Source organism: Pseudomonas sp. ML2-2023-3, from assembly GCF_037055275.1.
Classification (GTDB): Bacteria; Pseudomonadota; Gammaproteobacteria; order Pseudomonadales; family Pseudomonadaceae; genus Aquipseudomonas.
Genome location: NZ_CP146343.1, coordinates 4,428,326 through 4,442,235, shown reverse-complemented (window position 1 = coordinate 4,442,235; position 13,910 = coordinate 4,428,326). Strand labels below are relative to the sequence as shown.

Annotated in this window: 9 protein-coding genes; 3 read left to right on the top strand and 6 right to left on the bottom strand. The window is 58.4% G+C overall.

The window, feature by feature from the left end; genetic code table 11:
- Positions 1-47: 47 nt before the first annotated feature.
- The 3 genes from V6P94_RS20470 to V6P94_RS20460 form a co-directional block, all read right to left on the bottom strand.
- Complete coding sequence (locus V6P94_RS20470) at positions 48-605, bottom strand: GNAT family N-acetyltransferase (protein WP_219262097.1); 558 nt, start codon at positions 603-605, stop codon at positions 48-50.
- A 111-nt stretch (positions 606-716) separates the two neighbouring features.
- Positions 717-974: a DUF2790 domain-containing protein gene (locus V6P94_RS20465; protein ID WP_133077911.1), complete on the bottom strand. Its 258-nt coding sequence runs from the start codon at positions 972-974 to the stop codon at positions 717-719.
- A 289-nt stretch (positions 975-1,263) separates the two neighbouring features.
- Positions 1,264-1,518 (bottom strand): DUF2790 domain-containing protein, encoded by a 255-nt coding sequence (locus V6P94_RS20460; RefSeq protein ID WP_338648549.1) that lies wholly within the window; start codon positions 1,516-1,518, stop codon positions 1,264-1,266.
- A gap of 302 nt (positions 1,519-1,820) precedes the next feature.
- Here V6P94_RS20460 and zapE point away from each other — a divergent pair, with 302 nt between their 5' ends.
- The gene (gene zapE / locus V6P94_RS20455) at positions 1,821-2,936 is read left to right on the top strand and encodes a cell division protein ZapE (protein WP_338648547.1); all 1,116 of its coding nucleotides are present in this window, start codon (positions 1,821-1,823) and stop codon (positions 2,934-2,936) included.
- A gap of 26 nt (positions 2,937-2,962) precedes the next feature.
- Here zapE and V6P94_RS20450 read toward each other — a convergent pair whose 3' ends face one another.
- Genes V6P94_RS20450 through V6P94_RS20440 form a run of 3 tightly spaced genes read right to left on the bottom strand, consistent with a single transcriptional unit; the run spans position 2,963 to position 7,523 of the window.
- Positions 2,963-4,378, bottom strand: a complete 1,416-nt coding sequence (locus V6P94_RS20450) for an efflux transporter outer membrane subunit (protein WP_338648545.1) — start codon at positions 4,376-4,378, stop codon at positions 2,963-2,965.
- Positions 4,379-4,385: 7 nt separating this feature from the next.
- Entirely contained in the window at positions 4,386-6,356 is a 1,971-nt protein-coding gene (locus V6P94_RS20445) for a MacB family efflux pump subunit (protein WP_219262100.1), read from the bottom strand.
- On the bottom strand, positions 6,357-7,523 hold the full coding sequence (locus tag V6P94_RS20440) for an efflux RND transporter periplasmic adaptor subunit (protein WP_219262101.1): 1,167 nt from the start codon (positions 7,521-7,523) through the stop codon (positions 6,357-6,359).
- 303 nt (positions 7,524-7,826) lie between these two features.
- Here V6P94_RS20440 and V6P94_RS20435 point away from each other — a divergent pair, with 303 nt between their 5' ends.
- A complete protein-coding gene (locus V6P94_RS20435; protein ID WP_219262102.1) occupies positions 7,827-8,306 on the top strand; it encodes a sigma-70 family RNA polymerase sigma factor in 480 nt (159 codons plus the stop codon).
- Positions 8,307-8,395: 89 nt separating this feature from the next.
- The gene (locus V6P94_RS20430; protein ID WP_338648540.1) at positions 8,396-13,873 is read left to right on the top strand and encodes a dermonecrotic toxin domain-containing protein; all 5,478 of its coding nucleotides are present in this window, start codon (positions 8,396-8,398) and stop codon (positions 13,871-13,873) included.
- Positions 13,874-13,910: the final 37 nt, after the last annotated feature.

Genomic DNA, 13,910 nt, shown 5'->3' with positions numbered 1-13,910 from the left:
GGCCCTGATCGTAACCTTTGACAGGACCGGGTGTTTTTACTCCCGCTTTAATTGTTGCGCTTGTGCCGCGACAACCAGTGTTCCCGGGTCATTTCCCATAGGTCGCAGGTAAACCTGCCGCTGACAAAATCCTTTTCTTCGCTGCTGACCCAATGCATTCCGCCCCGTTCGGAAATTCGTCGCGACGCCACATTGGGGGCGGCTTTTGGCACCCGCATACGTTCGCGCCCCAAGGTCTCGAACCAAAAGCGGTCGACTGTCCCGCACGCTTCGCTCATCAGGCCCTGGCCTTGCCACTGCGGTGCCAGCCAGAATCCACGATTGTTGTCGACGGCATCCATCAAACTGATACAGCCAATCAATTCGTCAGGCTGCGACAACAGGCGAATCGTCCAGTGCCACTCTTCGCCGCGTGCAATGGCCGGTAGCGCGACATCGCGCAAATAGTCCATTGCTCCATGGGCTGGATAGGGCCAGGGCACGAGTGCATTCAAGTAGCGCACGACCTCCCACTGGGCAAAGTGTTTCTGGACCGCGGGAGCGTCACTCAGTTGCAGTGGCTGCAGTATGAGTCGCTGGGTCTGCAGTGTGGGTGAGGTCTGCATGGGGGGATGGCTCCTTGCCAATGGTTTGAGTCGAGAGTACCGCCCAATGGCACCCATAAAAAAGCCCCCGTTAAACGGAGGCCTGGTAGATCGTTACCTCGGGAGCGGGTATTAGCCGTTGCTGCAACCATTACCCATCACACGGTACTCGAGAATATGACGCTGACCCTGATGGTCTTCGTAAGTCATTTGCGCCGGTACAACTTCGCAGACATCCGCGATGGGGGTCACGCTGATGACAGTGGCAATATCAAGGTCGGTGGCGTAAGTGTAATGTTCAACAGCCGGTTGTTGTGGCGCAACTTTAACGTCTTCAGCCGCCGCCAGTGTTGAAAAAGCAAGGAGAGCAAGAACAATCAAACGTTTCATTATCGAGGCCTTAAAACAATCACGAATCACTGACTTCAATTGCCGGTTTGGCGGGAGAAGTTATTACGTCATCGGGGGAGCGTGACGCAATACGAAGTACCGTGCCCTGTTTCAATGTTGCGTTGAGGGATGAACATAGAATACGCCCCTTGCACCGTTATTAAAGTCACAAGATCGCCAAGCAGTCTTTCCAGATCAGTAACAATCGTCATTGTTTTTTCGACGCCCAATAAAAAGCCCCCTCTGAAGAGGGGGCTGGGGTCGCATCCGTGGGTGCAGCCACTGAAGATCAGTGCGAACTGCAACCGTCGCCCATAGCCTTGTATTCAAGGGTGTGACGCTGGCCCTGGGAGTCTTCATAGATCATGGTTGCCGGTACGACTTCACACACATCGGGAATGGTCGACAGGCTGATGACCCGTGCAATATCCAGTTTTGTGCCGTAGCTGTACGATTCGACAGTTGAAGGCTGGACGGCGGAAGTTTCACCTGCAACGGCCAGCGTTGCAAAGCCAGCAAGAAAAAGTGCAATTAAAGTTTTCATAGTAAGGCCTCTAAAGTAATCAAGCGTTAAAACTGACTGACTTCATTTGCCGGTGAGGCGGGAAGAAGTTACGGCACCTGTCAAAGTTTTCATGTGCGTACGAAGTACCGTGTATCGGTGTCAATCAATGTTTGAAGCATGTAAGCAATGTTACGCTGATCCACCCAAGGAAAAAGAGTGGATGGCAAAACGCTCTGTTACCGCTCGGGTAACAATGTGGTGGTGGTGTGGCTTTTTTCAAGTGCTCCGTGCGTCTCCTTGCTGGCATACTGGCACCTCTGATTCAGGAGTCAGTCATCCGTATGAATATCGAGTCGCCCCTCAGTGCATATCAACAGGCCATCGAGCGGCAGGGGTTTGTCCATGACCCTGCCCAGTGGGTTGCAGTCCAAGCGCTGCAACGCTGCCATGAGACCCTGCACTCAGGGGCGCAGCCGGTTAATGGCGTGTATCTGTGGGGGCCGGTGGGGCGGGGTAAAACCTGGTTGATGGATCGCTTCTACCAAAGCCTGCAGGTGCCGGCCCGGCGCCAGCATTTCCATCATTTCATGCAATGGGTGCATCAGCGGCTGTTCCAGCTGACCGGGACCGCAGACCCGCTCAAAGCCTTGGCCAAAGGCCTGGGTGCGGAAGTGAAAGTGCTGTGTTTTGACGAACTGTTCGTCAATGACATTGCCGATGCGATCATCCTTGGGCGCTTGTTTCAGGTCATGTTCGACGAAGGCGTGGTGCTGGTCTGCACCTCTAACCAGCCACCTGAAGACCTCTACGGTCATGGTTTCAACCGGGATCGCTTTGCACCCGGGATCACTGCCATTCTCAAGCATATGGACGTCGTTTCGGTGAACGGGATTGAGGACCATCGCCTGCACCCCGGCATTGCTCATCAACGTTATTGGGTGACTGATACGGGGCAGCCGAGTGCGATTGAACCGGTGTTCAAGGAGTTGACCCAAGGGCAGGCGGTGTCAGACCAGCCCATTGCCGTGGGCCATCGTTCGTTGAATGTGGTGCAGGCCAGCGATGCAGTGTTGTGGTGCAACTTTCACGAACTGTGCGAACAGCCGCTGGCCGCTACGGAGTTCATGGAAATCTGTGACCGTTACAAGATGATGTTGCTCAGCGGCGTGCCCTGCCTGAGTGCCGAACAGCGCGAGGGCAAAATTGCCCGAGGTACGGAAGACGGCGCGGTGAAAGTCGAGGCCGGTGATCGTGAACTGCCGCAGTTGTCCAAATACGATGACAGCGTGCGACGTTTCATTGCGCTGATCGACGAGTGCTACGACCGAAAAGTACCTGTGTGCATCGAAGCTCAAGTGCCGATGGATCAGCTCTACACCCAGGGTTATCTGGAGTTCGCCTTTCGCCGGACCTTGAGCCGGCTGCAGGAAATGCAATTGCAGCGGTTTGGTCTCTAAACACCCTCTGCTACGGGTGCAGTTGTTTATGGGTGCCCGTGGTCCAGTGCAGTAGCGCCCCAGCCGCCCCCCATTGCCTTGTACAACGCAATACTGGCTTGCAGCCTCGCCAGGCGCAGCTGTACGTGCTGGTCCTGGGCCTGATAAAGCGTGCGCTGGGTTTCCAGCACCGTCAGCAGCATCTCGGCACCGGCCCTGTAGCGGTTTTGCGCGATATCGAAGGCCAGTTGCGCCTGCTTGAGCTCTTCATCCTGCCATTGACGTTGCTGGTCCAGGCCGCTGGCGCTGTTGAGGGCTTTTTCGACGTCGGCAAAAGCGCTGATGATGCTTGCCCGATAGGTTTGCAGCAGTTCTTGCTGGCGGGCGGTGGCTTTGTCGCGTTCGGCGCCGAGACGGCCATTGTTGAAAATCGGCGCCGCCAGCCCGGCGGTGAGGGTGTAGAACGGGCTGCGCAGGATATCGCTGAATCGATCTGCCCCCGAGCCCAGGCTGGCGCTCAGGGTCAGACTGGGCAACATGGCGGCGCGGGCGACAGTGATATCGGCCCGGGCGGCGACAAGCCTGGCTTCGGCGCTTGCGATATCAGGGCGTCGATTCAGTAACTCACTGGGCAGCCCGGCGCCAATGGCAGGCCAATGCAGACTTGCGAAAGGCGTATCGCCCACTCTCAGGTTCTGAACGGGCTGGCCGAGCAGGACGGCAAGGGTGATCCGGGCCTCTCGGGCCTGTTGCTCCACCCGCGGGACCTGGCGTTGCTGACTGGCAACCAGGCTTTGTTGCTGGGCCAGTTCCAGGGCTGTTGCTGAACCTGCGTCATGACGGGTCTGTACGACCTGCAGCACGCTTTGCGCATTGGCCAGATTGAGTCGGGCAATGCGCAGTTGTTCATCAAGTGCCAGGGTCTGGACGTAACTGTTGGCGACGCCGCTGAGCAGCGTCAGCTCAACGGTGTCCCGATCAAATTCACTGGCCTTGAGTGCCTGCAGCGCGCTGTCGTGGGCCGCTGCCTTGCCACCCCAGAAATCGACCTCGTAACTGGCGCTCAGGCGGGCATCGAAATAGTCCACCGCCTTGTTGTCGTCACCGGTATCCAGCTGGCTGTAGCCGCTGCCGCGCAGTAGTTTTTCACGATTGGCGGTGCTGCCCACTTTTACCTCGGGCAGCAACGGTGCACCGGCAATCACGGCAGAGGCCCGGGCTTGCTGTACCCGCGCCATTGCCGCGGCCAAGTCGTAGCTGGCAAGCCGCGCCTGGTTGATCAGATGATCCAGGTCGGAGCTGCCAAACTGTTGCCACCATTGCTGATTGACCTGATGGCGAGTCTGGACCTGTGCCGATTGCCAGGTTGCTGGCGCAATGATGTCGTTGTGGTCGTCAGGCGTGGAATGGCTGCATGCGCTCAGTAGCAGGCACAGGGTCAACAGGCTCAAGGACGGCTTCATCAATAGATCATTCACTGGTTAGGGCCGTGACCGGGTCGAGCCGGGCAGCTTTGCGGGCCGGCATAAAGCCGAAAATGACGCCGGTTACCAGCGCGCAACCAAAGGCGCCGAGGACTGCGGCCAGGGAGAACGCAACGGCAACATCGCACAGCAACAGCACCCCGCCGACCATAAAGGCCAGGGTGATGCCGGCGACGCCGCCAACCACCGACAGCATCAGGGCCTCGGTCAAAAACTGGCGCAGAATGTCCCGCTGACGGGCGCCGGTGGCCATGCGGATGCCGATTTCGCGGGTGCGCTCGCGCACGGTCATCAGCATGATGTTCATCACCCCGATGCCACCTACCAGCAGCGAGATGGCGGCAATCGAACCGAGCATCAGCGACAGGGTGTTACGGGTTTTGGCTTCGGCCTGGATCATCGCCGCGTTGTTGGTGATTTCGAAGTCGCGTGTACCGTGGTGCAGCTTGAGCATCAGTTGCTCAATGGCCTTTTCGGTTTGCTGGACCCTGCTGGCATCCGCAGCCGCGATGACCACGTATTCCGGATTGTGGCTGCCGAACAGGCGCACGCTGGCAGCGGAGTAGGGCACCACGATGCGCGTGTCGCTGTCCGAGTCACCGGAGCTGGCGCCTTTTTCGGCCAGGACGCCGACCACGCGAAACGGCACGTTTTCCAGCAGGATGTACTGGCCGATCGGGTTGGGCACATCCTTGAGGACTTTATCGCGCACCTTCTTGCCAATCACCGCCACGGCGGCCGCGGCGTTTTCGTCGGCCTGGGTGAAGAAGCTGCCTTGCACCACCGGCCAATTGAAGATGGCCGAGAAGTCGATGCCGTTGCCGCCGGTGTACATCGTGTGGTCGACATTGCCGAAACGCACGCCGATTTCGGCGCCATTGACCGGCATGATCATCTTGACCTGGGGCAAGGTCGACAGGGCCGCCACGTCATTGAGGGTGATGATGCCCAGCGGTGCCCTTGGTCTGGGTGGCATGCCGCTGAGGTAAATAATGTTTGAGCCAAAGGCGCCCATTTCGGCCATCACCTGGCGCTTGCTGCCTTCACCCACCGCCAGCATGACCACGACAGAAGCCACCCCGATGACGATGCCGAGCAGCGTCAGTGCGGTGCGGAAACGGTTGATCCACATCACCCGCCAGGCGGCATGAACCGCATCGACCAGCTCGCCTTTCCAGGCGCCCCGCGCTTCGCTGCCTTCGCTCAGGCGCTTGCGCAGGTCGATGGCCTGCAAGGCGTCGGGGTTGTCGGTCGTGGGGGGTTGCTTGCCGTTGGCACTGTCGCTGATCACTTCACCATCGCGCACCTCGATGATCCGGTTGGCCCGTGCTGCCACTTCACGATCATGGGTGATCAGGATGACGACGTGCCCCTGGCTCGCCAGTTCGTCGAGCAAGGTCATGACCTCGGCACCGCTGTGGCTGTCGAGGGCGCCGGTGGGTTCGTCGGCGAGAATGATATGCCCGCCGTTCATCAAGGCACGCGCGATGGACACCCGCTGTTGCTGGCCTCCGGACAATTGGTGCGGGCGATTGGCAGTGCGCTCGGCCAGCCCCAGGCGATTGAGCAGGGCGGCGGCGCGTGCATGGCGTTCAGCGGCCGGGGTGCCAGCATAGATGGCCGGCATTTCGACGTTCTCCTGGGCCGAGGCCGAGGGAATCAAGTGGTAGCCCTGGAACACGAAACCAAAGGCTTCGCGGCGCAGCCAGGCCAGTTCGTCACTGTCGAGGTGGGCGACGTCTTCGCCAGCAAACAGATAGCGGCCTGACGTTGGGCGGTCGAGGCAGCCAAGGATGTTCATCAGGGTTGACTTGCCCGAGCCCGAAGCGCCGACGATGGCGACAAATTCCCCGGCATGAATCGACAGGCTGATGCCCTTGAGCACGTGAACTTCTGGAGTATCGATGCCGCCGTAGACCTTGCGAATAGCCTGCAGGTCGATCAAGGGAGTGGGCATTTAACCTCCGCTGCCGGTAGCGGGGCCGATCAGCAGGTGATCGCCTTCATTCAAGCCGTCGATGATCTCGAGGCGTAGACGGTCGCTGATGCCGGTGCGGATCTCGCGGGGCTCGACCTTGCCGTTTTCAGTCACGACGTAGGCGGTCTGGCGGTTGTCCTGCGTGGTGCCCTGCAGCGCGATGATCGGGGCCAGCAGTACGTCCCGGGCCTGGTCGGCGACGAAGAATACCTGGGTGGTCATCTCGGGCATCAGTGCCTGATCGGTGTTGTCGACATCCAGCAGCACGGTGTACAGCACAACCCGGGCGCTGCCGCTTTTGCTGGCGGGGCTGCCGCCGCCCTGACTGGTCTCGTTGAGGGGTTTGGGCGGTACGGGCAGGACTTGGCGCACCGTGCTGTTCCAGCGCCTGTTGCCGCCACTCAAAGTCGTGAACCAGGCGTGCATGCCGGGTTTGACATGGCCGATATCAGCTTCCGACACTTCGGCCCACACCGTCATGGGCGAGAGTTTGGCAATGCGCAGAATCAGCGGCGTTTGCTGTTGGGCATTGAGGGTCTGACCCTCGCGGGCATCCAGTGCTACCACGGTGCCGGACATGGGCGCATAGATGCGGGTGTAACCCAGCTCGGCCTCATCACTGCGCAAACTGGCCCTGGCCTGATTGATCTGGGCCTCGAACATGTTGATCCGGGCCTGGGTGGTTCGTACTTCAGCCCGTGCGGCCTGAACGTCCTCTTCCCGGGTGGCGCCGCCTTTGGCCAGATGTTGCTGGCGCTGGAACTTCTGTTTTGCCAGGTCATGCAGGGCACGTTGCTCCTGCAACTGGGCCTTGAGGTTTTCAATGGCAAAGCGGCTGGCATCGAGCTTGGCGGTCTGGGTGGAGGGGTCGATTTCGACCAGCAGCTGGCCTTCTTTGACTTCAGTGCCGACGTCCACGTGAATGTTTTGAATTTGCCCTGATGCCTGCGCGCCCACATCGACGTATTGCCGGGGCTGCAGAGTGCCCAGTGCGGTCACGCTGCTTTCGATATCGCCCCGGGTGACGGGCACGGTGTCATACGCGTCCCGTCCCGGGCTCAGTAATAGCCAGACTAAAACGGCTGCGACCAGTAATAAACACAGGGTGACAAGCAGCGCACGGCGGGTCTGTCGAGGGCGTTTCATGGGGGGATCCAGCCAGTGAAAATCGGCCCGTCGTCATGCCTGAAGGGGCTAGGCAAACGCTGTCGCCCTGGCAACAGATACGGGGAGCTGTTGAGTAAACGAATGATTTGGCGGGGGATTTAGGTATTGGATGATGCGTCTGTTACTGGATGTTTCGACAATGTTTAAGCGTGCGGGGTTTAAATCTATATGAGAATTACTATAAATTACATCCGCAAAAATGCCATCATCACGCCGCTATCCCATTAGATCTGTTTCTGCGCTCATGGAGTGTTGCCGCTGCCGTCGCGGCCTGGAGTCCTGTTGGAAAACTACTATCGAGAACTGGTGGGTTTTTTGAGTGCCAGGCTGGGTAATGCCCAGGCGGCCGAAGATGTGGTGCATGACGCTTATGTGCGGGTGCTGGAACGTACACGGGGCGAGCCGATAGAGCAGCCCCGTGCCTTTCTGTACCGCACGGCACTCAACCTGGTGATTGATGGCCATCGACGCAGCACCTTGCGCCAGTCCGAGCCGCTGGAAGTGCTCGATGGTGAGGAACGTTTTTTCAGCCCCTCACCCCAGGTACTGCTGGATCAGGGTCAGCGGCTGGACATGATCCAGAAGGCGCTCGCCGAGCTGCCTGCAGCGTGTCGCGAGTGTTTTTTGCTGCGCAAGATCGAAGGCTTGTCACACCCCGAAATTGCCGAGCGCCTCGGCGTATCGCGCAGCGTGGTGGAGAAGCACATCGTCAACGCCATGAAGCATTGCCGGGTTCGAATCCGGCAGTGGGACAACGCCTGAATCGTCCGTTTTTGGGCTTAGATAAGTAACGCTCCTGCGCCAATCCCCGCTGTTTTACTGGGTGCTCTTTTCCTTAGAAAGTGAGCGCCATGACTGACTCCCAAACGCCTTCTGCCGCACCTCCCCGCCCAGACTTGCCCAGTACCTTGACTCGCCGCGAGCGGTTCGTGATCGAATTGAGCCGCGCGATTGAGGAGGCTGCGTACCCCAGCGAACTGCTTAATCGATTACAGGCTGCAGTGACCGTGAACCAGCATGCGTTGGGCGAGGTACAGGCTTTGTTCAGTGCGGCGCCGACTCTGTATCAGGTGGTGCATGGCCAGGTGCTCCAGGCTCTGGGGGTCGACCCCGATAACCTGTCATGGACCAGCGCGCTGCGGCCTGATGCGCCGGTCACGTTGACCTTGACTCAAGTTGCGGTCGAGAGCCTGCGCGACGATTTTGCCGAGGCTGATCTCAATCAGCGAGTCAGTCTGGTCGCTGATGAAGGCACTACGGGCCAGCCAGTTATGCTCATCCCCGAGCAGGTATTGAACCAGCTGAATTCACTGAATTTGAAAGGCCGCTACAACAAGGCTGTGCGCGATTACTGGCAGGGCATTGCCCAAGGTCAAAGCGTTAGTTGTTGCGAGTATGTGGGTGTGTTGCGCCGCCAGCTGATTAAAACCCGGGCGCTGCTGGCTCATGCTGCGGGGCAATTGAGCAATGATGGCCTTGGCATGTGGTTGCAGGTGGTGGATGCCCCGACTGATCAGCAACGCCTGGAGGCAGGGGGGGAATCTGGCGATCTGCAGGTCAGTGAAATCGCCTGGGCCAATGGTCATGGAAATGGTAACGGGGTGGTGTTCAAAGGGGCGTTTGTGATCCACGGGCGTGACGCCGGGCAAAACGCCCGCGAGCTATTGTTTGTGCCGGGTATGGATACCGAACTGTTTGAGTTCTCTTCGCGTACGGAGTTACTGGCACAGATGGTGCGCTGGATCGACAGCGATGCGGGGCCAGGCTGGTTGTTATGGCAACTGTTGCCCTATCACAGCCGTTCGGTGCTGTATGAGTCGGGTAACAGACGGCCATTGGCCGACCTCGATTACCGCGCGGTAGCGGACAATATTTTTGAGCACAGCGCCACGGCCAGTGTGTACACACAGCACGCCAATGAGTTGCTTTGTGCCGTTATGGTCAGTCCGGCGATGGTAACCGGCGAAGCGACCCTGGAGCCGATTGATGCCAGTGGTGTGGCCTTGAGTTATGCGCAAACCACCGAGCAATGGCGCCTGGAGGTGGCAGGCAAAGGTTTGTCGTCAGAGTTGAGCGCCGTGGTGACTGAATTTATCCGCCGTGACGCACGCTGGCATGAGCAGGATATTTCTTTTGGCAGCCTGGCACCTGAGTTGGCATTGCGTATTCGCAAGGAAAAAATCGAACTGCACGAACACAGCATTTTGCAGATGTTGAAACCGGGTCAGGTGGGTCAAGACACTCCGCAGTTCAATGAATTTCTGACCCACCAACAAGCCTTGAACAACGAGCGCGAATGGTCGTTGGCCTGTTTGAAGGAATTGGCCAGCGAGGCAAATCTTGAAAATGCCGACGTGTTGACGCTTGATGGCGGGCAGGGTTCGCCCCAGAGCCGGTTGATCGCCAGTCGCAATCTGGCACTGCTGCTTGAAGGCCAGTTGCAAGTGTTGCAAAAGCAACTGACCGCTGCGGATTTTGCCTTGCTGACCCAGGCGCTGAAACTCAATCTCGCAGGCCATGACACCGCCACCGAGTTGCGTCTGGTGGCCATTGCACTGGGTACTGAACAACTGTCCTACCCCTTGGTCGGCTGCTTTGTGATCACTTCGCGCCAAGGGTTGCTCACGCCATCGCTTCAAGCGTCGACCTTGCTGTTTGTACCCGGTCAGGACGGTGGTTTGCTCAGATTCGATTCATTGGCGCAGTTGCGCGAGCACGTGGGTAAAACCCTGTCCCGCCGTGCTGACTGTTCGCTGTGGCTGACAGTGGCGCTGGAGGAGCAGGCGCCAGCGCGGGCCTGGGTCGGCGCGGTGCCTTTGCGCTCGCAGGTTGAACTGCAATTGAGCGAAATTACCCTCGGAATTGTCGAGTACAGCGTCAAAGCGCAAATCAAGGCCCACAAGAAAACCCTGCAGGCCATCAACAAGTTCTTGCTGGTGATTATCGGCGCAGATCGGCAGACCGCGCTGCGCCTGCTGGCTCAGACCAGTGCGATGCAATTGCAAGTGCCCGGGCATGCGGCCCGTGAGGTGGCACTTGCTCATGTGGTGATGCAGCGCCAGGCCATGGCACTCCAGCAGCGGCTTGGGCCCTGGTTACTGGCAGCGCCCAATGAGGTCCAGGCTGACTATGCGCGGCGGTCCAGGCAGATCAACGAAAATCAGCTGGCGGTTGAAGAGTATTTGTCCAGGCGCTTGCCTTCTGTCACGGAGTTCGCCACGCAAAAATTGCGTGAACAGTTCAAGCACGATGGTTTTGAGGAGGATCTGGACCCGCTTGAGGATATGTTCAGCATCCCGGATCAGGTGGAGGTCATCAAGACCCTGGGCACTCCCAATTTGCCTACCCCCACCAACGTCGTGCCGAGCGTCGAGCTGGCGCAACGGCCTCTGGGGATGCGCACCTACAACCTGGTGCAGCTGGCCCTGGAGAACTTCGACCCGGACGACCCGCAGATAGCACTGCGCCTCAAGTATTTGCAGGTGTTGAAACCCGAGTGGAGCTCGCGCCTGACCGTTGAGTACCTGAGCCGGATCATGCCTGCTCTGGATATCGGAGGTGCCTACGAGCAGCAGATCAATCTGGCGTTTTATGGCCGGGCGGTGATTGAACAAAACCATTTCTTGCAAGCGCCGGGCAGCGACGTGCAGATTCAGCTCATGGCCCGGCCGTACCGGCAGACACTGGAGATGGTGCTATGGCAGGCCCGACTTCAGGGCATGGATGCAACCGCCCAGGCGCTGTTCGCTCACACCATCAGGGCGCGAACGTCAGCGGATCTTAAAGTCGCGGGGATGGACATCAGCGTTGGCCATGTCACTTACAGCAGCGATGTCGAACGCTATGCCATGAGCTCGGTGGAGGGGGTGCGCGTCATTCGCGACACCCTGTCGGATATGACACTGATCTATATGCCCGGCACCGCTCACGGCAATAGCCTGGTCATGTATCCCAGCCTGGAGTTGGCCAACGCGGCATTGGCAAGCATGGGCAAAAGCCCGGAGTTGTTGGCTTACCTTGCGCAACGCACGGAACCCGGTGAGGACGCGGCGCAGATTCAAGGCCGCCTGGCCGAAGCCGCGAACCAGGCACCGCAGGACTGGATCGCTGCCGAGTTCAAGGGCGAGGTTGATATGGGCTGGAGCCTGAGTACTGATCGTCCTGAACGCATGATCAAGGTGCTGCGATTGACGTCCCGGTCCACTGCCAAGCGCGATCTCTTGCGCGAGGAGCGCAATCGTCAGCAATGGTTCGCGAACTTTTTTGCGTTGATCGGGTTTATTCCGGGATTGAACCTGTTATCCGATATTTATTTCATCGACCAGGGATTCAAGGCATTGCGCAATGCCAATTCCGCTTATGAAGCAGCACAGCAGGTGCTGCAAATAGGAATGTGCCTGGTTGATATGATCCTCACTTTCGCGATGCTGGGCCTGGAAAGCCCGCAACCGAGCAAGTGGCAAAGCGTTGTCACCCATGATCCTGTACCGCCCCGATTGTTATTGCAGACCTTCAAGGCGCGACAAACCCTGGCGCGTGAGGGCTGGGCGGCACGGGCCATTGCGCCCGAGCCCCAACCCTTTGTGATGCCTGACTTCGGCGGCTATGAAATCTCTCTGGCCCCGCAGGACGCCTGTGCACTGACCGGACAATACGATCTGGGCAGTTATCGCAAGGATGGCGTGCAATTTATTGTTCAAAAGGGCAAAAGCTACCGCGTGACACGCCCAAAAAATGCCCAAACCCTGCATTTGCAAAATCCGCAGACTCAGCGCCTGGGGCCGCCTGTCCGGCTGGCCGAGTCGGGTGAATGGCACTTTGCTTCAGGCTATGGGTTGCCGGGTGGGGTGAAAGAGGCAGAAACCATCTTGATGAATTGCGGCATGTCGCTGGAGGTGGCCCAGGGATTATTGGCCGATTACGACTTTCCGGCCAACTCAGGGCTGGAGCATTTGTTTGCCATGAGCGTGCAGCGAGACGGTATCAGGCCCGAGTGGGCCAACAAATTCCGTGCCGTCAGTGCAGAGCCCATGGCCGGCCCCTCCCATCGTCCAGCGACAAGCCGACCGGTCACCCCGGGGCTGGAAGACTATGTTGTGACGCCCCGTGTCACCCAGACCATAGCCAGCAGCGAGCTGTCGATGGATCGGGTTGTAATAGGTGACCATGATCTGTTTGTTGCCCAAGGCACAGATGCGGATGGTTTTTACCCGTTGTATCAACCCAATCCCCTTGATGCCGGGCAACTGCAGGTCTGCGGGCGTCTCTCTCCAGAAGGTGTCTACCACCTCGAAGTACCTGTTGAAATGGATTACATCTCGATTGATGGGCATTTTTACGAGGCGCACTTCAATGAGAACCTCAATCGACTCACCATCAACAAGCCCGGTGGAAGGGTGGGGCATATGCTGGTGGTGGAGCCCCAAGGGATCTTTCGGCGGATGGGCGAATGGCAATTGCTGCAGTCCCCGGTGGCGCAGCTGGATCTCTCCGCCCGGCTTGACGCACTGGCACGCCAGTTAATGCCGTTACCGGCGACTGATCAGCAAGTCGCCCGATATGTTTCGCGCTATGGGCATCAACTGATCAAATCCACGGTGCCTGAGCTGCTCCTGGCCCGCAGTGTGCCGGAGCTGGAGCGATTGGCCAGGCAGCATACCTATCGCCACGGCTTGCCGATTGAAACGCTGATCCGGATCTTCGAGGCGCAAATCAATGGTTTGCCCGTGCCAGAGGGTTTACCGGTTTACGATGAGCTACAGGGCCTGGCGCCCTTGTCCTTGTCTACGCGCAATACCCTCTATATCCATGAGGCTATGGTTTTGGGTGATTTCCTGAGCATCTTGCCCCTGTCCACCGAAGAGTCTGCGCTATTGGCCGACCTGAGCACCTTACTGAACAGTCGAACAAACATAATGTTGTCGACGCAAATGCCAATGAATCAATTTTTGCGCAGTGTGCTGAGGCGTAAAGGCTATGTGTCATTAGGCCGCGGGAACGAAGCACTGTTTAGACGAGGTTTGTTCAGCCAGATATTCAAAAGCCCTAATGGAGACTTGTATGTGATGACGACAAAGTTCCTGCCACCTCGCAGGACGGGCGTCGGGTTGAAGCCAGTGGTGCTGAATGAGTCGCGACGTGGTTTGCACTTTTCTGATGCCTGGATCGATTCTGTGATTGCCAATCAGATATGGGAGTTACCTGACAACTCTGTGGTCAAAGCCTTGCGCGAAGCCCATGAGCGCCACCGGTTGTTCAAACTGTTGGCCGGGGTGACGCGGGATGGCCAGGTGATGATTTTCAGGCTACTGGCCCCAGGGGACATTTAGTCCGGGCCCATCCCGGGCTGAACCGATCCTGAAGAAT

What these genes read in the sequence shown, in the direction of transcription:
- V6P94_RS20470 (WP_219262097.1), bottom strand. Translation starts at nt 605, where the DNA reads ATGCAGACCTCACCCACACTGCAGACCCAGCGACTCATACTGCAGCCA.
- V6P94_RS20465 (WP_133077911.1), bottom strand. Translation starts at nt 974, where the DNA reads ATGAAACGTTTGATTGTTCTTGCTCTCCTTGCTTTTTCAACACTGGCG.
- V6P94_RS20460 (WP_338648549.1), bottom strand. Translation starts at nt 1,518, where the DNA reads ATGAAAACTTTAATTGCACTTTTTCTTGCTGGCTTTGCAACGCTGGCC.
- zapE (WP_338648547.1), top strand. Translation starts at nt 1,821, where the DNA reads ATGAATATCGAGTCGCCCCTCAGTGCATATCAACAGGCCATCGAGCGG.
- V6P94_RS20450 (WP_338648545.1), bottom strand. Translation starts at nt 4,378, where the DNA reads ATGAAGCCGTCCTTGAGCCTGTTGACCCTGTGCCTGCTACTGAGCGCA.
- V6P94_RS20445 (WP_219262100.1), bottom strand. Translation starts at nt 6,356, where the DNA reads ATGCCCACTCCCTTGATCGACCTGCAGGCTATTCGCAAGGTCTACGGC.
- V6P94_RS20440 (WP_219262101.1), bottom strand. Translation starts at nt 7,523, where the DNA reads ATGAAACGCCCTCGACAGACCCGCCGTGCGCTGCTTGTCACCCTGTGT.
- V6P94_RS20430 (WP_338648540.1), top strand. Translation starts at nt 8,396, where the DNA reads ATGACTGACTCCCAAACGCCTTCTGCCGCACCTCCCCGCCCAGACTTG.